General features: G+C 64.1%; 16 protein-coding genes. 1 reads left to right on the forward strand and 15 read right to left on the reverse strand.

Going from position 1 to position 21,590, the window contains the following annotated elements:
- Positions 1-49 precede the first annotated feature (49 nt).
- The 13 genes from nusB to CEJ42_RS13435 form a co-directional block, all read right to left on the reverse strand.
- Positions 50-517 carry a transcription antitermination factor NusB gene (nusB, locus tag CEJ42_RS13375; RefSeq protein WP_079218572.1) on the reverse strand — a complete coding sequence of 156 codons (468 nt, stop codon included), beginning with the start codon at positions 515-517 and terminating at the stop codon, positions 50-52.
- Between the two features lie 109 nt (positions 518-626).
- Entirely contained in the window at positions 627-1,115 is a 489-nt protein-coding gene (gene ribH, locus CEJ42_RS13380; protein WP_079218571.1) for a 6,7-dimethyl-8-ribityllumazine synthase, read from the reverse strand.
- Between the two features lie 62 nt (positions 1,116-1,177).
- On the reverse strand, positions 1,178-2,299 hold the full coding sequence (gene ribBA / locus CEJ42_RS13385) for a bifunctional 3,4-dihydroxy-2-butanone-4-phosphate synthase/GTP cyclohydrolase II (RefSeq protein WP_088751395.1): 1,122 nt from the start codon (positions 2,297-2,299) through the stop codon (positions 1,178-1,180).
- 83 nt (positions 2,300-2,382) lie between these two features.
- A complete protein-coding gene (gene dusA, locus CEJ42_RS13390) occupies positions 2,383-3,405 on the reverse strand; it encodes a tRNA dihydrouridine(20/20a) synthase DusA (RefSeq protein WP_079218569.1) in 1,023 nt (340 codons plus the stop codon).
- Positions 3,406-4,071: 666 nt separating this feature from the next.
- Positions 4,072-5,913, reverse strand: a complete 1,842-nt coding sequence (gene typA / locus CEJ42_RS13395) for a translational GTPase TypA (RefSeq protein ID WP_079219352.1) — start codon at positions 5,911-5,913, stop codon at positions 4,072-4,074.
- Positions 5,914-6,066: 153 nt separating this feature from the next.
- The gene (truB, locus tag CEJ42_RS13400; protein WP_088751396.1) at positions 6,067-7,068 is read right to left on the reverse strand and encodes a tRNA pseudouridine(55) synthase TruB; all 1,002 of its coding nucleotides are present in this window, start codon (positions 7,066-7,068) and stop codon (positions 6,067-6,069) included.
- Between the two features lie 111 nt (positions 7,069-7,179).
- Positions 7,180-7,572, reverse strand: a complete 393-nt coding sequence (gene rbfA / locus CEJ42_RS13405; RefSeq protein WP_079218567.1) for a 30S ribosome-binding factor RbfA — start codon at positions 7,570-7,572, stop codon at positions 7,180-7,182.
- Positions 7,573-7,681: 109 nt separating this feature from the next.
- Positions 7,682-10,522, reverse strand: a complete 2,841-nt coding sequence (gene infB / locus CEJ42_RS13410; RefSeq protein ID WP_088751397.1) for a translation initiation factor IF-2 — start codon at positions 10,520-10,522, stop codon at positions 7,682-7,684.
- A gap of 56 nt (positions 10,523-10,578) precedes the next feature.
- Positions 10,579-12,138, reverse strand: a complete 1,560-nt coding sequence (nusA, locus tag CEJ42_RS13415; RefSeq protein WP_079218565.1) for a transcription termination factor NusA — start codon at positions 12,136-12,138, stop codon at positions 10,579-10,581.
- Complete coding sequence (gene rimP / locus CEJ42_RS13420) at positions 12,135-12,629, reverse strand: ribosome maturation factor RimP (protein WP_079218564.1); 495 nt, start codon at positions 12,627-12,629, stop codon at positions 12,135-12,137. The genes nusA and rimP overlap by 4 nt, the downstream gene beginning before the upstream one ends.
- Before the next feature lie 403 nt (positions 12,630-13,032).
- Positions 13,033-14,985: a 23S rRNA pseudouridine(2605) synthase RluB gene (gene rluB, locus CEJ42_RS13425; protein WP_088751398.1), complete on the reverse strand. Its 1,953-nt coding sequence runs from the start codon at positions 14,983-14,985 to the stop codon at positions 13,033-13,035.
- A complete protein-coding gene (gene scpB, locus CEJ42_RS13430) occupies positions 14,972-16,051 on the reverse strand; it encodes an SMC-Scp complex subunit ScpB (protein ID WP_088751399.1) in 1,080 nt (359 codons plus the stop codon). Before scpB ends, rluB begins: the two co-directional genes overlap by 14 nt.
- 437 nt (positions 16,052-16,488) lie before the next feature.
- Entirely contained in the window at positions 16,489-18,639 is a 2,151-nt protein-coding gene (locus CEJ42_RS13435) for a putative bifunctional diguanylate cyclase/phosphodiesterase (RefSeq protein ID WP_079218561.1), read from the reverse strand.
- A gap of 285 nt (positions 18,640-18,924) precedes the next feature.
- On the opposite strand from CEJ42_RS13435, the gene CEJ42_RS13440 reads away from it, so the two are divergent.
- Positions 18,925-20,520, forward strand: coding sequence for an FMN-binding glutamate synthase family protein (locus CEJ42_RS13440; protein WP_088751400.1), 1,596 nt, complete (start codon positions 18,925-18,927; stop codon positions 20,518-20,520).
- A 138-nt stretch (positions 20,521-20,658) separates the two neighbouring features.
- Here the strand turns inward: CEJ42_RS13440 and CEJ42_RS13445 are convergent, their stop codons facing one another.
- The gene (locus CEJ42_RS13445; RefSeq protein ID WP_079218559.1) at positions 20,659-20,895 is read right to left on the reverse strand and encodes a sulfurtransferase TusA family protein; all 237 of its coding nucleotides are present in this window, start codon (positions 20,893-20,895) and stop codon (positions 20,659-20,661) included.
- Positions 20,896-21,028: 133 nt separating this feature from the next.
- Positions 21,029-21,583 carry an NUDIX domain-containing protein gene (locus CEJ42_RS13450; RefSeq protein WP_088751401.1) on the reverse strand — a complete coding sequence of 185 codons (555 nt, stop codon included), beginning with the start codon at positions 21,581-21,583 and terminating at the stop codon, positions 21,029-21,031.
- Between the last annotated feature and the right edge of the window lie 7 nt (positions 21,584-21,590).

Genomic DNA, 21,590 nt, shown 5'->3' on the forward strand with positions numbered 1-21,590 from the left:
GGTGCGGATGATCACGGACGGCCGCGCATGGGCCGCCCGGCGGCGATGCTCAGCGGCGGCCGGCTTCGACTTCGGTGGCGCGGGCCTGGGCGGCGAAACGGTCCAGCACGCCGTTGACGTACTTGTGGCCGTCGATGCCGCCGAAGGACTTGGTCAGCTCCACCGCTTCGTTGATGACCACCTTGTAGGGAATCTCGATGTGGTTCTGCAGTTCGTAGGCGCCGATCAGCAACGCGGCGTGCTCCACCGGCGACAGCTCCTTGATCGGGCGGTCGATCAGCGGCGCCAGGTCGGCACGCAACTTCTCGGCATTGCGGATGGCGCCGGTGAGCAGCGTATCGAAGTGCTCGGCATCGGCCTTGTCGAAACCATGGGCTTCGCGGATGTGGGCCTCGATGGCGCCCGCGTCCTCGTGGTTGAGCAGCCACTGGTACAAGCCCTGCAACGCGAACTCGCGCGCGCGGTGGCGCGGGGTGCGGTTCTTGTTCGAGTTTGCGTGTTGATTTTTGTTCGACATGATGAATGCGGCCGTAGCCTTGATCTTACTTGGTTGTTACTGAAATGCCTGCGCGCTGCAAGCCGCCCGCCGGATCGCTATGCCCGGCCAGGCAGCCTCCGGCGCCGGCTTACTCTTCTTCGTCGGTCGCCTGACCCAGCTCTTCCAGGACGATCGACAGGTTGGCCATCTCGACGGCCACGCGCGCCGCGTCGGCGCCCTTCTCGGCCATGCGCGCTTCGGCCTGCTCGTCGTTCTCGGTGGTCAGCACGGCGTTGGCGATGGGCACGCCGAAGTCCAGGGCGATGCGGGTGATGCCGGCGCCGGATTCGTTGGAGACCAGCTCGAAGTGATAGGTCTCGCCGCGAATGACCGCGCCCAGCGCGATCAGTGCGTCGAACTGTTCGGTCTCGGCCATTTTCTGCAGCGCCAGCGGGATTTCCAGCGCGCCCGGCACGGTCACGTGCAGGATGTCCTCGTCGGCGACGCCCAGGTGCTTCAGTTCAGCCAGGCACGCGGCCAGCAGGCCGTGGCAGACGTCTTCGTTGAAGCGCGCCTGCACGATGCCGATGCGCAAGCTTTCGCCATTCAAATCCGCTTCAAATGTTCCAATGGTCATGGCTTTTCCTTATCTGTGTTGACTTGCGTGATTGCTGATCGTTGTTCGGTGCGCCTGCGCGCTCATGCATCTTCGCGCGCCTGGTAGCCGGTGACTTCGAGCTTGAAGCCGGCCATCGAGGGCATCTTGCGCGGGCTGGCGAGAAGCTTCATCTTGCACACGCCGAGATCCTTCAGGATCTGGGCGCCGATGCCGTAGGTGCGCAGGTCCATGCGGTCGGCGCGCGCGGGCTTGGTGGCGGCGGCGGTGCCGACCTTGTTCAGCGCGCCGAACTGGTCGAACATCTGCTGCGCCGACTCCTCGCAGTTGAGCAGCACGATCACGCCGGAAGGCGCGGCCTGCACCGCCTTCATGGCCGCCGCCAGGTTCCACGAGTGGGTGGTGACTTCGGACTCCAGCAGGTCCAGGATGGACACCGGCTGGTGTACGCGCACCAGGGTTTCCTCGCCCGGCTGGATGTCGCCGCGCACCAGCGCCAGGTGGGCGCCGCCGGAGGGCGTGTCGCGATAGGCGATGGCCTTGAAGCTGCCGTGCACGGTGTGCATGTCGCGCTCGGCGACGCGCTCGATGATGCTTTCGTTGCGGCTGCGGTAGTGGATCAGGTCGGCGATGGTGCCGATCTTCAGCTGGTGCTTCTCGGCGAACTCCATCAGGTCCGGCAGGCGCGCCATGGTGCCGTCTTCCTTCAGGATCTCACAGATCACGGAAGCCGGGGTCAGGCCGGCCATCGCGGTCAGGTCGCAACCGGCTTCGGTGTGGCCTGCGCGCATGAGCACGCCGCCCTTCTGGGCGCGCAACGGGAAGATATGGCCCGGGTTGACCAGGTCGGACGGCTTGGCGCTGCGCGACGCGGCCACCTGCACGGTGCGTGCGCGGTCGGCTGCGGAGATGCCGGTGGTCACGCCTTCGGCGGCCTCGATGGATACCGTGAAGTTGGTGCCGAACTGGGTGCCGTTGCGCGAGGCCATCATCGGCAGGTCGAGCTGGTCGCAGTGTTCTTCGGTGAGCGTCAGGCACACCAGGCCGCGCGCGTGCGTGACCATGAAATTGATGGCTTCGGGCGTGACGAAATCGGTGGCGAGCACCAGGTCACCCTCGTTTTCGCGGTCTTCCTCGTCGACCAGGATCACCATGCGTCCGGCACGGAGTTCGGCGACGATTTCTTCTGTTGTTGCGAGTGGCATATGATTTCTTTTCCCTTTTGGAACCAGCTATTTTAAAGGATTGCCGGGCTCCCCACTAAGCCTGTGGCGCGCTTTGGCGCGATTTATTGATGCAGGGCAGCCTGGGCCGCCTGGCTCAGCGCCAGCGCCTCGCGCAACAGCGCCGGATCGCCCAGCGCCAGGCGCTTGGAGTCCGACAACGCCTGGCGGAAGGCGCGCGCGCCCGGCACGCCGGTCAGCAGGCCCAGCATATGGCGGGTCATGCTGTTCAGGCGCAGGCCGCGGCCGTTGTCGCCGTGCAATTCCAGCTGGCGTTTCATGTAAGGCAACATCGCCGCCACGACTTCCTCGCGGCTGGGGTGGCGGCCGCCTTCGAGGCCGGCGTAATAGCGGGCGTCGAAACCGGCCATCAGATAGGGGTTATGGTAAGCCTCGCGGCCCAGCATGACGCCGTCGACATGCTTCAAATGCGCGTCGATCTCGTCCACCGTCTTGATGCCGCCGTTGATCAGGATTTCCAGCGCAGGGAAATCCTTCTTCAGCTCATACGCATAGTGGTACTTCAGCGGCGGGATTTCGCGGTTTTCCTTCGGGCTCAGGCCTTTCAGGATGGCGTTGCGGGCATGCACGATGAAGGTGGTGCAGCCGGCGTCGGCGATCTTGCCGACGAAGTCACGAACGAAATCATAGGACTCGACGCTGTCGATGCCGATGCGATGCTTCACCGTCACGTCGATCGACACCGCGTCGCGCATGGCCTTCACGCAGTCGGCCACCAGTTCCGGCTCATTCATCAGGCAGGCGCCGAACGCGCCCTTCTGCACGCGCTCGGACGGGCAGCCGCAGTTCAGGTTGACCTCATCATAGCCCCACTGCTCGCCCAGGCGGGCGGCGTGCGCCAGATCGGCCGGCTCGCTGCCGCCCAGCTGCAGCGCGACGGGATGTTCTTCTTCATTGAAGTCGAGGTGGCGCGGCACGTCGCCGTGCAGCAGCGCACCGGTGGTCACCATCTCGGTGTAAAGCCAAGTATGGCGCGTGATCTGGCGATGGAAGACGCGGCAGTGCCGGTCGGTCCAGTCCATCATGGGCGCAACGCTCAAGGTGCGCGGGGGCAAGGGTTTCTTCATTTGCTGGCGAAATCGTCAATCCGTAAATCGTTTCCGCTGTCGGCTGCCCCGCGGATAGGGTCCTGCATGTGTGCCGGATGCGGCGACGGGCCGCGGCGCGTGCACCATCTTCAGGCAGTGTCGGCGAAGGTCCGGCGCATCGCAAGCCTGGCCCCGGGGAGCCTCCGGAAGCGGCGCAAATAGAAAGCCCGCAAGGCTTTCGCGTTGCGGGCTGGTGTCCCCTCTATCCTCTGTGAGATAGGATTTTTATACAGCGGACACGATTCTGCACCACAATCCCGCAGGCGTCATTTCGCAATGCACAAATTCAGTGCCGAATGCGAAACATGCCGAGAAAACAACGACACTCCAATACCACCGTCCGGGAATTGTCTGTTGGCGTCTTTGTTCAAGCACCTCTGCCGGCCGCGGCAGCTCATCGGTGGAAAGCCTTGCCATGGAAGGCGTCGCCAAACTGATTCGACAAAAAAAAAGCCCACAACCGAAGTTGCGGGCTTGAATCCAATTCTTTAGGAGGAAATTGGAGGAGACAGGTGTAACTATATGGCAGCGCATCATAGTTGTCTGCTTTATTGTGCTGATATCTGATATTCACAAAAAAGATATCAACCCAGGCAGACGCCGTCTCCATGGCGGCCCCGCCACACGGCGGGCCGCCCTTCCGCATTACAGCGATTCTTCGCGCGAGGCCTTCTTGCGCTCGTGTTCCTTCAGGTGACGCTTGCGCAGGCGGATGCTCTTGGGCGTCACTTCGACCAGTTCGTCGTCTTCGATGAACTCGACCGCGTATTCCAGGTTCAGCTCGATCGGCGGCACCAGGCGCACTGCTTCGTCGGTGCCGGAAGCGCGCACGTTGGTCAGCTGCTTGCCCTTGATCGGGTTCACGACCAGGTCGTTGTCGCGCGAGTGGATGCCGATGATCATGCCTTCGTACACCGGGTCGTTGTGGCTGACGAACATGCGGCCGCGATCCTGCAGCTTCCACAGTGCGTAGGCCACGGCGGCGCCGTCGTCCTGCGAGATCAGCACGCCGTTGCGACGGCCTGCCAGTTCACCCTTGGTGGTGTCGACCGGCTTGTAGTCGTCGAACACGTGGCTCATCAGGCCGGTGCCGCGGGTCAGGGTCATGAATTCGCCCTGGAAACCGATCAGGCCGCGTGCCGGAATGTGGTATTCCAGACGCACACGGCCCTTGCCGTCCGGTTCCATGTTCTGCAGGTCGCCGCGGCGGCGGCCCAGTTCTTCCATCACGCCACCCTGGTGGGTTTCTTCGACGTCGACGGTCAGGTTTTCGTACGGCTCTTCACGCACGCCGTCGACCATGCGGAACACCACGCGCGGACGCGACACGGCCAGCTCGAAGCCTTCGCGGCGCATGTTTTCGATCAGGATGGTCAGGTGCAGTTCGCCGCGGCCCGACACTTCGTAGGTCGAGTCGTCGTTTTCAGCCTGCACCACGCGCAGCGCCATGTTGGACTTCAGTTCCTTTTCCAGGCGGTCGCGGATCTGGCGGGTGGTGACGAACTTGCCTTCACGGCCGGCCAGCGGCGAGGTGTTGACCATGAAGTTCATGGTCAGGGTCGGTTCGTCGACCTTCAGCATCGGCAGGCCGTTCGGGGTGTCCGGGGCGCAGATGGTGGAGCCGATGCCGATTTCTTCGATGCCGTTGATCAGCACGATGTCGCCGGCCAGGGCTTCGTCCACCAGCACGCGCTCCAGGCCCTTGAAGGTCAGCACCTGGTTGATGCGGGCCTTGGTCGGCTTGTCTTCCGGACCGTTCATCCACACCACGTCCTGACCGCCCTTGACGCGGCCGGCCAGGATGCGGCCGACGCCGATCTTGCCGACGTAGGACGAGTATTCCAGCGAGGTGATCTGCAGTTGCAGCGGGGCGTTCGGGTCGTCTTCACGCGCCGGCACGTACTTCAGGATGGCGTCGAACAGCGGCTCCATCGAGCCGTCGCGCACGTCCGGGGTCAGGCCGGCGTAGCCGTTCAGGCCGGAGGCGTACACCACCGGGAAGTCCAGCTGTTCTTCGGTCGCGCCCAGCTTGTCGAACAGTTCGAAGGTGGCGTTGATCGCCCATTCCGGACGCGCGCCCGGACGGTCGATCTTGTTCAGCACGACGATGGGCTTCAGGCCCAGCGCCAGCGCCTTGCGGGTCACGAAGCGGGTCTGCGGCATCGGGCCTTCCTGCGCATCCACCAGCAGCAGCACGCTGTCGACCATCGACAGCACGCGCTCGACTTCACCGCCGAAGTCGGCGTGGCCTGGGGTGTCGACGATGTTGATGTGGGTGCCCTTGTACTCGACCGCGCAGTTCTTCGACAGGATCGTGATGCCGCGTTCCTTTTCGATGTCGTTCGAGTCCATCACGCGGTTGTCGACTTGCTGGTTGTCGCGGAAGGTGCCGGACTGGCGCAGCAGCTGGTCGACCAGGGTGGTTTTGCCGTGGTCAACGTGGGCGATGATGGCGATGTTGCGAATTGCGCGGATATTGTTTGACATGGTGAATATGGGTTGGAATACCGATTCTCGGAAGGCGCGCATTATAGCATGTTGCGACGCATGAAATTAGAAAAGACCTGTATTTTCAACGGCTTGCCGCCGTTCGGACGCCACCTCGAAAGGAGCGCCCGAAGCCGATTTCCGGCTGGTTCATCAGGCGGTGGACACCAGCCGTTCCGGCGCCAGGATGCTGTATTCCTGCAACAGTCCGGTTCCAAGCAGCACTGCGTCGGACTCCCGATAGACGCGCACGCGCCCGGAATGCTCCGGCGCGGCCACGCCTTCCTTGGCCAGCGGCAGGCGCTGCCCGTGCAGGAAACGGCGCGCCAGCTCGTCCGGCAACTGCACCGCGGGGAAACTCTGCAGCAAGCCGTCCACCGGCAACAGCGCGGCCTTGCGCTGCTCGACTTCGCCCGCCGCGTCGAACTGCTCCAGCGTCATGGCGCCCTGCAGGCTCAGCGGACCGACGCCGGTGCGGCGCAATGCGTTCAGATGCGCACCGCAGCCCAGCGCCTCGCCCAGGTCTTCACCCAGCACGCGGATGTAGGTGCCCTTGCTGCAGGTGACGCGAATGGTCAGCATCGGCGCCTGATAGCCCAGCATCTCAAGACTGTGGATGACCACGTCGCGCGCCTCGCGCTCCAGCGTGATGCCGGCGCGGGCGTATTCGTACAGCGGCTTGCCGTCGCGCTTCAAGGCCGAATGCATGGGCGGCACCTGGCTGATCGGGCCGCGAAAACGCGCCATGGCGGCTTCGATTTGCGCAATGTCCACATCCACGGCGCGCTCGGCGATGACCTGTCCCTCGGTGTCGCCGGTATCGGTCTTCACGCCGAGGTGGACCACGGCTTCATACGTCTTGTCCGCTTCCAGCAAGTCTTGCGAAAACTTGGTCGCCTCGCCGAAGCACAGCGGCAGCAGTCCGGTCGCGAACGGATCGAGCGTACCGGTGTGCCCGGCCTTGGGCGCGTTGAGCATGCGCTTGGCGCGGATCAGCGCGTCGTTGGAGGACAGGCCGACCGGCTTGTCCAGCAACAGCACGCCGTGCACCGGCACGCGCGGCGGCCGGGGCGCGCGCGGCGCCTGGATGCGCTTGCCGCGCTTCTCATTGCCGGAAATGGGGGACGCTGCGTCCGCCGTCGTGTTGTCTGCCATGGGATAAGCTGCCGCCGCGCGTACCAGCGCGCAGGCGGGGATTGAATCGTCTAAGGAGTGCGGCGCCAGCGGCCGCATCTTGTTGTCTTGCTGTACTGCGCTGCGCCGGACTCAGGCTTCGTCGTCCGAATCCTTGGCGCGGGTGGCGTTGGCTTCGTCGATCAGGCGCGACATCTCGATACCGCGCGCGGTCGAGTTGTCGTGCACGAAATGCAGCTCGGGCAGCGTATGGATGGTCAGCCGGCGGCCGAGCTGGGTGCGCAGGAAACCGGCGGCCTTGCGCAGGCCGGCCAGGGTGTTCTTGACCGCGTCGGCGTTGTCCACCAGCGTGGTGAAGAAGACCTTGGCGTGCGCGTAGTCCGGAGTGACCTGCACTTCGGTGATGGTGATCATGCCCACCCGCGGATCCTTCAGCTCGAAGGCGATCAACTCCGACAGATCGCGCTGGATCTGGTCGGCGACGCGCAAGCCGCGTCCGGGAATGGATTTGCTGTGTTTTGCCATGCTTTAAAAAAACAATCCGCCGGTGGCTAGTCGGGACGATTCCCGCGTTGCTGCGACGGATCCTTCAAATGATGCCGGCGCGAAGACGATTCGCGCCGGCGGGACTGCATTACAGGGTACGAGCCACTTCCTGGACTTCGAAGATCTCGAGCTGGTCGCCCACCTCGATATCGTTGTAGCCCTTGAGCGACAGACCGCACTCGAAGCCCGACTTGACTTCCTTGGCGTCGTCCTTGAAGCGCTTGAGCGAGTCCAGCTCGCCGGTCCAGACCACCACGTTGTTGCGCAGCAGGCGGACTTGCGAACCGCGCTTGACCAGGCCTTCGAGCACGTAGCAACCGGCGATCGAGCCGACCTTGCTGACCACGAACACCTGGCGGATTTCCACCAGGCCCAGCGAGTGTTCGCGCTTTTCCGGAGCCAGCATGCCCGACATCGCAGCCTTCACCTCGTCCACCGCATCGTAAATGATGTTGTAGTAACGGATGTCCACGCCGTTGGCTTCGGCCAGCTTGCGTGCGGAGGCGTCGGCACGGGTGTTGAAGCCGATGATGACCGCCTTCGATGCGACCGCCAGGTTGACGTCGTTTTCGGAAATGCCGCCGACGGCCGCATGCACCACCTGAACACGCACCTCGGCGTTGGACAGTTTTTGCAGCGATTGCACCAGCGCTTCCTGCGAACCTTGCACGTCGGTCTTGATGATCATCGGCAGGTTCTTGACCTCGCCTTCGGTCATCTGGTCGAACATGTTTTCCAGCTTGGCGGCCTGCTGCTTGGCCAGCTTCACATCGCGGAACTTGCCCTGACGGAACAGACCGATTTCACGCGCCTTGCGCTCGTCCGACATGACCAGCACTTCTTCACCGGCCGACGGCACTTCGGTCAGGCCCTGGATCTCGACCGGCAGGGACGGACCTGCGGCGGTGATGTTCTTGCCGTTCTCGTCCAGCATCGCACGGACGCGACCGTAGGCCGAACCTGCCAGCACGACGTCGCCGCGCTTCAGGGTACCGGACTGCACCAGGATCGTTGCCACCGGGCCGCGGCCCTTGTCCAGCTTGGCTTCGATCACCAGGCCACGGGCCGGCACATCGATCGGGGCGGTCAGTTCCAGCACTTCGGCTTGCAGCAACACGTTTTCCAGCAGCGAGTCGATGCCTTCGCCGGTCTTGGCCGACACCGGAATGAACGGCGATTCGCCACCGTATTCTTCCGGCACGACGCCTTCGGCAATCAGTTCCTGCTTGACGCGGTCCAGGTTGCCGCCCGGCTTGTCGATCTTGTTGATCGCCACCACCAGCGGCACGCCGCCGGCCTTTGCGTGGGCAATCGCTTCCTTGGTCTGCGGCATCACGCCGTCGTCGGCTGCCACCACCAGAATCACGATGTCGGTCGCCTTGGCGCCGCGGGCACGCATTGCGGTAAACGCTTCGTGACCCGGGGTATCCAGGAAGGTGATCATGCCGCGCGGGGTTTCCACGTGGTAAGCACCAATGTGCTGGGTAATGCCGCCGGCTTCGCCGGAAGCGACCTTGGCGCGACGGATGTAATCCAGCAGCGAGGTCTTGCCGTGGTCGACGTGACCCATGACGGTGACCACCGGTGCGCGCGGCAGGGCTTCGGCATTCGCGTGTTCTTCGCCTTCGACCAGCAAGGCTTCGGGATCGTCTTCCTTGGCCGGGTGAGCGCGGTGGCCCATTTCCTCGACCACGATCATCGCGGTTTCCTGATCCAGCACCTGGTTGATGGTTACCATCTGGCCCAGCTTCATCAGGTGCTTGATGACCTCGGATGCCTTGACCGCCATCTTGTGCGCCACTTCGGCCACGGTGATGGTTTCCGGCACGTAGACGTCGTGCACCACGGCTTCGGTCGGCACCTGGAAGTTGCTCTCGCGGGAATCGTCGCCATGCGAATGACGACGACCGCCCTTGCCGCCTGCGCGCCAGCCGCTGTCGCGACCGCCGCCGGTGGCTCCGCGCGACTTCATGCCGCCGGTGCCGCGCTTCTTGGCGTCGTCCTGCCAGGTCGAGGCGACATTGGCCGACTTGATCGACTTCTTGTCGGCGGCGACGGCCGGCTTCTTGTCATCCTTCTTCTCGCCCGGCTTCTTGTCGGCCGGCTTATGCAGCGTGCCTTCCGACGTCTTGGCGGGTGCGGGCGCCGGTTCCGGCGCCTTCATGACCTTGCGCGGCGCATTCATCATGGCCTTGATCTGGGCCACTTCATCTTCTACGGCCTTGCGCGCGCGCTCAGCGGCGGCAGCGCGTTCGGCTGCTTCCTTGGCGGCCTCGGCAGCCTTCTTCTTGGCTTCCTCGGCGGCGGCGCGCTTCTTTTCCTCTTCAGCCGGATTCGGCGCGGCAGCGGGCGCAGTCTGTACGCCGGCCTTGGCCTTCTCGGCTTCGGCGGCAGCTTCGGCTGCGGCGCGCGCGGCTTCCGCCTCGGCGGCTTCGCGGGCGCGCTTCTGCTCCAGCTCGGCGGCCTGGGCCTGGGCCACACGCTCGGCTTCCAGCTGGGCCAGGCGTTCTTCCTGGGCCTTCAGTTCAGCCTGACGGCGAGCCTCTTCCTCGGCACGTTCCTGCGCTTCGGCCTGATCGTTCTGGGTCGCCGCGACGCGGGTCGCGGTTTCCTCGACGGTCGGTTCGTCACGCTTGATGAAGGTGCGCTTCTTGCGCACTTCCACCTGGATCGTGCGCGATTTGCCGGTCGCATCGGCCTGCTTGATCTCGCTGGTTTCCTTGCGGGTCAGCGTGATCTTCTTCTTCTCGCCTTCCGGCGCGGCGCCGCGCGAGCGGCGCAGATGTTCAAGCAGGCGGTCCTTGTCTTCCTTCGACAGGGAATCGGATGCAGAGCTCTTCTCAACGCCGGCCGAACGCAGCTGGGTAAGCAGCAGGTCGGCGGGCATTTTCAGCTCGGTGGCAAATTGGGCAACGTTGGTACTCGCCATTCAGTCCTCTTTTCTATGTGGCTCGACAGATGATGTGGAATCGCAAAGTCCGCAAATCAGCGGGCTTCGGTCTCGCTCCATGCCTTGGCTTGCAACGCCTTGGCCCGCTCATCGTATTTGGAATCGATGAGCTTCATTTCATCGTCGGTCACATCTTCAAATGCATTTTCAATCAGTTGGCGCGCGCGCTCGGAAGGCAGTGCCAGGATCGCGCCGAATTCGTCATACGCCAGGCCGGCGAAGGCTGCCAGCGTCTTCACGCCGGCCAGGCCCAGCTTGCCGGCCAGCACACGGTCCAGGCCTTCGAAGTTGATCAGTTCCTCGTCCATGCCTTCCAGGCCTTCTTCGGAAGCGATCGCTTCGGTCACCAGGGCGTCGCGGGCGCGGTTGCGCAGCTCGTTGACGGTGTCTTCGTCGAACGATTCGATCTCGAGCATCTCGTTGATCGGCACGTAGGCGATTTCTTCCAGGGTCGAGAAGCCTTCCTCGACCAGGATGTCGGCCACTTCCTGGTCGACGTCCAGCTTTTCCATGAACAGCGTACGGATCACGGCGGTTTCGGCGGCCGACTTGTCGGCCGATTCCTCGGCGGTCATGATGTTGATCTGCCAGCCGGTCAGTTCCGATGCCAGACGCACGTTCTGGCCGCCGCGGCCGATGGCGATGGCGAGGTTTTCCTCGTCGACCACCACGTCCATGGCGTGCTTTTCTTCGTCAACCACGATGGAGGTGACGTTGGCCGGGGCCAGCGCGCCGATGACGAACTGCGCCGGGTCTTCCGACCACAGCACGATGTCCACGCGCTCGCCGCCCAGCTCGCCGGTCACGGCCTGCACGCGCGAACCGCGCATGCCCACGCAGGTGCCGATCGGGTCGATGCGCTTGTCGGCGGTATACACCGCGATCTTGGCGCGTACGCCCGGGTCGCGCGCGGCGGACTTGATTTCCAGCGAGCCCTGCTCGATTTCCGGCACTTCCAGCTCGAACAGCTTCATGATGAATTCGGGCGCGGTGCGCGACAGGATCACCTGCGGGCCGCGGGCGCTGCGGTCGATGCGCAGGATGAAGGCGCGCACGCGGTCGCCGATGCGCAGGTTTTCCTTCGGGATCATCTGGTCGCGCGGCAGGCGCGCTTCGATCTTGCCCGACTCGACGATGGCGTCGCCGCGCTCCATGCGCTTGATGGTGCCGGTGACCAGCGCGTCGCCGCGGGCCAGGAAATCGGCCAGGATCTGTTCGCGCTCGGCGTCGCGGATGCGCTGCAGGACGACCTGCTTGGTGTCTTGCGCGAAGCGGCGGCCGAACTCGACGGATTCGATCGGTTCTTCGATGTATTCGTCGACTTCGATATCGGCGTACTGTTCCTTGGCTTCGAACAGCAACACTTCCTGGTCGGGCAGCTGCAGGCCGGCCTCATCGGGCACCACGTGCCAGCGGCGGAACGACTCGAACTCGCCGCTTTCACGGTCGATCGAGACGCGAATGTCGACTTCGCCTTCGTAGCGCTTCTTGGTCGCCTGCGCAAGCGCATGCTCCAACGCGCCGAAGACGACTTCCTTATCGACATTCTTTTCGCGCGCCAGCGCATCGACCAACAACAAAATTTCGCGGCTCATCCTTTGCGACTCCTAAAATCGACCTGCGGCACGAGTTGTGCCTTATCCACATCGGCCAGCGTGAAATTCAACACGGCGGCCGACCCATCGTTTGCTTCAAATTCCAATACCAGGTTCTCGCCTTCCGGTTCACGCAGCATGCCCTGGTAGCTCTTGCGGTTGGACGTGCCGGGCAGCGGCACGCGCAGTTTGACGATTGCTTCGCAGTCGGCGAAACGCACGTAGTCCGAGAACTTCTTCAGGGGGCGGTCCAGCCCGGGCGAGGACACTTCGAGACGTTCATAGAGCACTTCTTCGACGGTGAAGACGTGCAGCAACTGATGCGTCACCTTCTCGCAATCCTCGACGGTGATCGAACGCTCTTCTTCAGCGGCGGGGTCGAACGGGAAATCGATGAAGACGCGCACGAGGCCGCGCGGCGCCTTCTCGAACTCAACCAGTTCGTAGCCCATGCCCGACAGGGTGGATTCGATCAGCTCCAGCAATTGCAAGACTATTTCTCCGTTTTGACGCCGGCATGACGCGCCGGCATCGAAATTGATCAGCAAAAAAAAAATGGGCATCCGCCCATCTTTTGTTATCTCTACGCAACTTCGAGATCACACTTCACGCGAACCGCCAAGCCATTCACGACACATCCAACAAGTCGTGGCGCAGGCGGATCTTTCAATGAATTAGCACATATGCGATTCGCGGCAGGTTGCGTTTAACTTGCACATTATAACCGATTACGGTATGCACGGCAATTCAAGATTGGACGGAATGCACCAAACCCGGCACAGGATTTGGCGCCAAACCCGATGAAAATGCCCCGCGGAGAGGCGTTTCATCAATTTTCTTCCCTTTGGCGCCACCGGAATTTCCACAGGGAAAATCCGACAACACCTCAAGGCATCAACGTCCGCGACCGCCACCACCGCCGCCACCGCGACGGTTCATGCCCGGCAGGCCGGCCAGGGCGAAACTGCCCATGCCGTTGCCGCGCTGCGGACGATTGTTGCGGCGCTGACCGGCGTCGGGGAAACCGAGCGCCGTCTGCAGCGGATCCGGCTGGCGGCTCTTGGGCTGGCCACCGCTCTTGCCGCCGTTGCCCCCATTACCACCATTGCCACCGTTACCGCCATTGCCACCGTAGTTGCCGCCATTGCCGCCGCGTCCCTTTTGCGGACCGCGGTTCTGGTTCTGCATCTGGTTGCCGCGCGGGCCCTGGCTCTGGCCCTTGCCCTGGCCGCCGCTGCCGGAAGCCTTTTGCTCGCTGCCCTGCTTTTCCAGGCCACAGGCCACCAGCAGGTTGCGCACGGCGTTTTCTTCCAGCTCTTCCCAACGACCGCGCTTCAGGGTCTGCGGCAGGCTCATGGCGCCGTAGCGGGTACGGATCAGTCGCGACACCGTCAGGCCGATCGCCTCGAACATGCGGCGCACTTCGCGGTTACGGCCTTCGCCGATGGTCACGCGATACCACTTGTTGACGCCCTCGCCGCCGCCGTCGGCGATGCGCGAGAACTGCGCCAGGCCGTCATCGAGCTCGACGCCGTGCAACAGCTTCTGGCGCATGCCTTCTTCCAGCTCGCCCAGGGTGCGCACCGCGTATTCGCGCTCGATGTTGTAGCGCGGGTGCATCAGGCGGTTGGCCAGGTCACCGGAGGTCGTAAACAACAGCAGGCCTTCGGTGTTGAAGTCGAGGCGGCCCACGGCCAGCCACTTGCCGGCCTTCATGGTCGGCAGGCGGTCGAACACCGAGCTGCGGCCTTCCGGGTCGGCGTGGCTGACGATTTCGCCGGCCGGCTTGTGATACACCAGCACGCGCGGCGGACGCTTGGAAACCTTGCGTTGCAGCAGCTTGCCGTTGATGCGGACCTGGTCGGTCGGCAGGATGCGCTGGCCGATGTGGGCGGGCTCGCCGTTGACCGAGACGCGGCCGGCGACGATCAGCTCTTCCATGTCGCGACGCGAACCCAGGCCGGCGTCTGCCAGCACCTTGTGCAGCTTGGGCGCATCGTCTTCGGCGGTCAGGTCGCGGCGGCCGTTCTTGCCGCGCAGCTGGTGCGGATGGCGATTCTGGCTCTTGCCGCCTTCATCGCGGTCGAAGGCTTCCGAGGTCACATACGAGAAGATGTCGTCGGCAGGCTGCTCGGCGCGCAGGCCCAGCTGCGGCGCCTTGGGCTTTTTGTGGCCCTTGTCGAAGGCCTTCTTGCCTTGCTGGCCTTGTTGCTGGCCCTGATTCTTGAACTGGGGACGGGCCTCCGGCGCCGCACCGGCTTCACCGGCAGGCTTCTGCTGGCCCGACGCCGCTTCGGCGCCGGCAGCGGCGCGTTGCGCCGCGCGGTTGTTGCGCAAGGCACGGGGGCCGCGCACACCGCGGCGCGCGGGCTTGGCGCGATTGGGGTCGACCGGCGCATCCAGCAGCACCGGCGGCGCCACCACTTCGTCGCCGACGGTCACGATGACCTTGGGCGCCTCGGCCGGAGCTGGCGCGCCTGCCTTGGCCGGCGCTTCCATGTCGAGGCTGAGCTGGGAGACGGGCGCCGACTCGGCAGCCTTGTCCGCCTTCTTGGCGCGCGGCTTGGTCACGCGCGGCTTCTTCTCGGCGGCCGGCGCTGCTGCCTCTGCGACCTCTGCCGGCGGCGCTACAGGCGCCTCCTCGGCCACGACCTTCTTGGCGCGGCTGGCACGCTTCTTCGGCGCAGGCGCTTCGTCGGCGGCGACCGGAGCGACCGCAGCTTCGGCAGGCGCCTCGGCGCCGGCTGCGGCCTTGCGGGTACGCTTTTTCACCGGCTTCTCGGTGGCGGCCGCATCTGCCGCGGCAAGCTCGACGCTTTGCTCGTCTTTGGAACTAGTTGGCTTCATTCTTCGAATCTTGATTGCGCGGATCCGGTTCGGCCCGCTCGGTGGTGTCGTTGTGCTCGCCTGCCGCTTCGTCGGCGGTCTCATCGGCGTCTGTGCCAGTTACGGCAACGTCTTGTCCAAAAGGTTCTTGCGCTTCTTCAGAAGCGTCTTCACCAGGTGCTGCGGCCGCTTCCCCATCGACCACATCCTTGTCTGCTGCCTGCTCTGCCGCTGCCGCATCCTGCTCGGCCACTTCCGGCCCGAGCGCATCGGACTGGATACCGGCTTCTGCTTCTGCCTCTGCTTCTGCTTCTGCCTGCAGCGACTGCGCGTCGGGATCCATCCCGGCGGCGTCGGTACTCATCGCGGCCTCTTCGGACGCTGCGGCGGGAGTTTCCTCGTCGCCTGCGGCCTCGGCCAGTTCCATCTGGCCATCCTGCGTCGCATCCTCCTCGGACGCTTCGGCTTCGCCCTCGGCCTGCTCCGCCAGCGCGGCAACGCCGCCTTCCAGCGCCTGCAGCTCCAGCAACGCGCCCTGGGCGGCCGCTTCGGCGCCGACCGTCTGCAACGGCGGCAACTCTTCCAGCGAACTCAAACCCAGGTCATCCAGGAACTTGCGGGTGGTGGCAAACAACGCCGGGCGGCCCGGCACGTCGCGGTGACCGATGGACTCGATCCAGCCGCGTTCTTCCAGCATCTTGATCGTCTGCGAATTGACCGCGACGCCGCGGATCTCTTCGATGTCGCCACGCGTGACCGGCTGCCGGTAGGCGATGATGGCCAGCGTTTCCAGCGTGGCGCGCGTGTATTTCGGCGGTTTTTCCGGGTTCAGGCGCTCCAGGTAGACCTTCATCTCCCGGCGGCTCTGGAAACGCCAGCCGGTCGACAGGCTGACCACTTCCACCCCCTTGTCGGCCCATTCCTCGCGCAACTCGTCCAGCATCTGGCGGATGGCATCCGCGCCGATCTCGCTGGCCTGATCGCTTTCCGGGTCGACGTACAGCTTTTTCAGATCATTGATCGATAAGGGCTCATGCGTGCAAAGCAATGCGGTTTCGAGGACTTTCTTCGCCTCAGCAATATTCATGTACGACTCTTGTGCGTCTTGTTGTTAAACAAAAGTTCGGCTCGTGCTTGTTCCAGAGACCGGCATGGTTGCGACTATCCCCGGCGCCCCGATGAGCCGGGTGCGGCAAACCTGCTGCGCTGTGCATAAAGCGGTGGCGCTGCTTTCCGGTGCCCGATTTTTAGGAGATTGAATGAGCTGGAATCTAAGACCCGGGCAAATCGGCGTCGCGGGATGATCCGCGCTTTCGCAAAGCCGTCATGTCGCGGGGTTGCGGACGGCCGATCTGCACCTTTTCAACTACCGGCCTTGCGTCGTGGAGCCGTTGTTTGCCGCAGAGGCTGCGGCGGTCGGGCGCAAAGCAAAAAAGTACTGCGCGGAGTGTAGCACAAAGATTTCCGGGCTTGGGGCCTGTTGCGGCCCCTACACAATAATTTGCGCCAGCCGTCAGCCCGGCGTCAGCGCGCCTCGCCGAGGCGACCGGCTTCTTCGCCCAGCCGGCGGGTGAAATCGGCCGCCGTCATCGGCTTGCCGAAATAATAACCCTGCACCTCGTCGCAACCATTTTCCTTCAGGAAAGCATGTTGCTCCTCGTCCTCCACCCCTTCGGCGATGACCCGCAGGTTGAGAATATGCGCCAGCGAGATCACCGCCTTGACGATGGCCGCGCTGTCGGCGTCGCGCGCGATGTCGCGCACGAAGGACTTGTCGATCTTGAGCGCGTCGACCGGGAAGCGGCGCAGGTAGGACAGGCTGGAATAGCCGGTGCCGAAGTCGTCCACCGATATCTGCAGGCCCAGGCGCTTGAGCGCGTGCAGCGCGGCCACGGTCTTCTCGGCGTCCTTCATGACAACGTTTTCAGTGATCTCCAGCTCCAGCCACGCCGCCGCCAGTCCGCTCTGGGCCAACACATCGGCCACGAAATCGGGCAAGGCCGGGTTCATCTGCCGCGGCGACAGGTTCACCGCCACCGGCACCGGCGGCAGGCCGGCATCCTGCCACGCCTTGTTCTGCCGGCAGGCGGTGCGCAGCACCCATTCGCCGATGGGCACGATCAGCCCGGCCTCCTCGGCGAAGGGGATGAAGCGGTCCGGCGAGATCATGCCCTGCTCCGGCGACTCCCAGCGGATCAGCGCCTCGGCGCCGATGATGCTGCCGTCCTTCAGGCTCAGCTTGGGCTGGTAGAACAGCTTGAACTCCTGCTGGTCCAGCGCGCGGCGCAGGCTGATCAGCATTTCCAGGCGATTGCTGACCTGGCTGTCCATCCACGGCGCGAAGAACTGGAAGTTGTTGCGGCCCTGCTCCTTGGCGCGGTACATCGCCGAGTCGGCGCTCTTGAGCAGGGTTTCCACATCCTTGCCGTCGGTCGGGTAGCGGCTCACGCCGATGCTGGAGGTGATGTGGAATTCTCGGTCGCCCGCCTGCCAGGGACGCGATACCGCCGCCAGGATGCGCTGCATCACCTCGGCGATGCCGGCCTCGCCGCCAGTCTGGTTCTGCAGCACCAGGACGAACTCGTCGCCGCCCTGGCGCGCCACCATGTCGGAGTCGCGCAGGCAGGATTGCAGCCGCTGCGCCACGGTCTTGAGCAACTCGTCGCCGACCTGGTGGCCCAGGCTGTCGTTGATGAACTTGAACTGGTCGAGGTCGACGAAAGCCACCGCCGTCAGCCCGCCCTTCTGGCGCGCGTTGTTGATCGCGCGCTGCAGGTGGTCGTGCAGCATGTTGCGGTTGGGCAGGCCGGTGAGCGCGTCGTGGGTGGCCTGGTGACGCATCTCGGCCTCGTAGAGCTTGCGCTCGGTGATGGCCTCCACCGTGCCCTCGTAGCACACCAGGTTGCCGGCCTCGTCGCAGACGGCGCGGGCATTTTCGGAAATCCAGATGATGTCGCCGTCGCGCCGATAGACGCGCGATTCGAAATTCGACACCTGGCCCCGCTCTTCCATCAAACGCATGAATTCGTTGCGCCGCTCCGGCTCGACGTAGAGCTGGTGGCGGATGTCGCGCAGGCTGACGATCAGGTCTTCCGGCGAGCGATAGCCGTAGATGCGGGCCAGCGCCGGATTGACCGCGATATAGGTGCCGTCGGGCGTGGTCTGGAACACGCCCTCGATGGCGTTCTCGAAGATGCTGCGGTAGCGGCGCTCGGCTTCCTGCAGCGCCTGGGCCGCCTCCTTGCGCTCGGTCACGTCCTGCATGAAGCCTTCCAGCGCCTCGACCTTGCCGCCGGCGCCGTAGATGCCCACGCCGCGCGCCCACACCCAGCGGGTCTCCCCGTCGGCGCGGCTGATGCGGTATTCGACGTCGATGCGGCGCCGCGCGGCCACGCACTGGGCCACATGCGCGCGCACCATCTCGCGGTCGTCCGGATGGATCAGGTCGGCGAAGGACAGCCGCTGGTTCAGCAGCAGGTCTTCCGGCAGGTAGCCGGTCAGCTCGAGGCAGCCCTCGCTGACGAATTCGATGGTCCATCGCTCGTCGTCGCGCGAGCGGTAGACCACGCCGTCGAGATTGGCGAGCAGGGTTTCAAGCAGGCGCGGCGAGCGCGGAATGGAATGGACGGAAGAATTGCCCTGGTCCTGAAAGGCCGGTGAAGCTGCTGTTTTCATAAAGACATCGCGTGTCTCGCCCCCGCTGCGGATGAAATATGTGGTTTGGCCGCCCTCCCCGGAGCGACTTCTTCTGGTGATCGATATAAGCAATAAGGATGCCACTGGCCCAAACAACGGCCCGGCACAAGGGCGCGCAGGCCGGTACCGGCAAATCGGCGGTAAAGACCCCTCAGTTCGGCCCAATCGCAAGCTCTGCGTCGGCGTTAGAATCCTGCAAACTCCGTCGGACGGCGCCAAGCCGCTTCGTCTCGGCACAACAACGACAACAAGCGGATCTTCATCATGTGGGCAAACCGTTATTTCGTGTTCTGGTCGGTCATCATCCTGACCGCCGCCTTGCTGCTCCTGGCCGGCGGCCATTACATCAGCTGGGGCTGGTCGCTGGTGCCGCTGGTGTTCTCGGTCATCGGCATCCGCGACCTGGTGCAGCGACGGCATGCGGTGCTGCGCAACTATCCGCTGATCGGGCACTTCCGCTTCATGTTCGAATCGATCCGGCCTGAAATCCGCCAATACTTCTTCGAGGGCGAGATGGACGGCCGTCCGTTCTCGCGCAAGAAGCGCAGCATCGTCTACCAGCGCGCCAAGGCCGACGTCGACAGCCGTCCCTTCGGCACCGAGCTGGACATGCAGCAAGGCGGCCACGAATGGATAGGCCACTCGCTCTCGCCCACCAAGATCGCCAGTCACGATTTCCGCGTCATCGTCGGCGAGGGGCGCGCCCAGCCTTATTCGATGTCGGTGTTCAACATCTCGGCGATGAGCTTCGGCTCGCTCTCGGCCAACGCCATCCGCGCGCTCAACCACGGCGCCAAGAAAGGCAACTTCGCGCACGACACCGGCGAAGGCTCGGTCTCGGCCTACCACCGCGAGTTCGGCGGCGACCTGGTGTGGCAGGTGGCCTCCGGCTACTTCGGCTGCCGCAATGCCGACGGCAGCTTCGACGAAGAGAAATTCGCCGTCCAGGCGCAGGCGCCGCAGATCAAGATGATCGAGGTGAAGCTCTCGCAAGGCGCCAAACCCGGCCACGGCGGCGTGCTGCCGGCGGCCAAGATCACGCCGGAGATCTCGGCCACGCGCGGCATCCCGATGGGCATCGACTGCATTTCACCGGCGGTGCATTCGTCGTTCTCGACGCCGATCGGCCTGCTGGAATTCATCGAGAAGCTGCGCCAGCGCAGCGGCGGCAAACCGGTCGGGATCAAGATGTGCATCGGCCACCCGTGGGAGTTCTTCGGCATCGCCAAGGCCATGCTGAAAACCGGCATCGTGCCCGACTTCATCACCGTGGACGGCTCCGAAGGCGGCACCGGCGCGGCGCCCCTGGAGTTCGTCGACCACGTCGGCATGCCGCTGCAGGAAGGCCTGCTGATGGTGCACAACACCCTGGTGGGCATCGGCCTGCGTGACAAGGTGAAGATCGGCGCCGGCGGCAAGATCGTCACCGCCTTCGACCTGGCGCGCACGCTGGCGCTGGGCGCGGACTGGTGCAACTCGGCGCGCGGCTTCATGTTTGCGCTGGGCTGCATCCAGTCGCAGAGCTGCCACACCGACCGCTGCCCGACCGGCGTGGCGACCCAGAACGCCCAGCGCGCCCGCGCGCTGGTGGTGCCCGACAAGGCCGAGCGCGTCTACCGCTTCCACCAGAGCACGCTGCACGCGCTGCAGGAACTGGTCCAGGCCGCGGGCCTGCCGCATACCTCGGCGCTGCGCCCGCACCATATCGTGCGGCGCATCAACGACCACGAGATCCAGCTGATGTCCAACGTGCTGAAATACCTGGAACCCAACGACCTGGTCGACGGCAATTACCGCTACCAGGTCTACGAGAAGTTCTGGCCGATCGCGCGCGCCGAAAGCTTCCACCCGGAGTTCTGAACCGCTGCCCTCTGGCACGGACGAAAAAAAGCCCGCATCTGCGGGCTTTTTTCATTGCTGCCGGTGTTTTGCACCTTGTGCGCACCGTTCGCTCCATGCGACTTGCTGCAGGTGCGCGGCCTCCGGCGGCGGTAGATGCTACTTGCGCTTCATGAAGAAGATGAACTCGTGCTCATCGTTCTGCGACTGCTCAAGCAGATCGTTGCCGGTCTGCTTGGCGAATGCCTGGAAATCGCGCACCGAACCGGTGTCGGTGGCGGTAACCCTGAGCACTTGGCCGCTTGCCATATCGGCCAGCGCCTTCTTGGTCTTGAGTATCGGCAGCGGACAGTTCAGGCCGCGCGCATCAAGTTCCCGGTGAAATTCAATGGTCATTACTTCGACTCAAAATGGAACACAACGAAAACGATTTTACTGCAAAGATGCGCCGAGTTGATGCATCGCACAAGATATGTTGTATTCGCCGCACTAAGCTTGTGCAAAAGCAACTAAACAGCCCTTGTCGGGCCTACTTGGCGATATGGGGCGTCTCGATAGGCGTGCTGGAACCGGCGAATTCGACGTACTGCACCGGCAAGCCGCGCTCGCGCATCCAGTCCGCCACCGCATGACCGGTGCCTGCCGGCCAGGGACGCAGGTCGGCCGGCGCGCTCAGGCGGTATTCCAGCAGTTCCGGCGACAGCTTGATGGCGCCGGTCGCCTTGACGTGATAGGCGATGATCAGCTCGTTCTTGCGAATGAATTCGTAGACCCCGATGAGCTTGATTTCCTGGGCGTCGAGATCGGTTTCTTCCTTGATCTCGCGGGCGATGCCTTCTTCAGGCGTCTCGCCGCGCTCCATGAAACCGGTGATCAGCGCGAAGCGGCCTTCGGCCCACGCCGCATTGCGCGCGGTCAGCATCTTGCCGTCGATTTCAACCAGTCCGGCCAACACCGGCAGCGGATTGTCCCAGTGGGTCCAGTGCCCCTCCGGGCAACCCAGCCGGACCTTGCCGGCTTCTCCCTCGTCGGCGCGCAGCACCAGGTCGGCTGCGCATACCGGACAAAACTTGAAATCGCTCATCGGGCTC

The sequence above is a fragment of the Herbaspirillum robiniae genome (assembly GCF_002213415.1).
Taxonomy (GTDB): domain Bacteria; phylum Pseudomonadota; class Gammaproteobacteria; order Burkholderiales; family Burkholderiaceae_D; genus Herbaspirillum; species Herbaspirillum robiniae.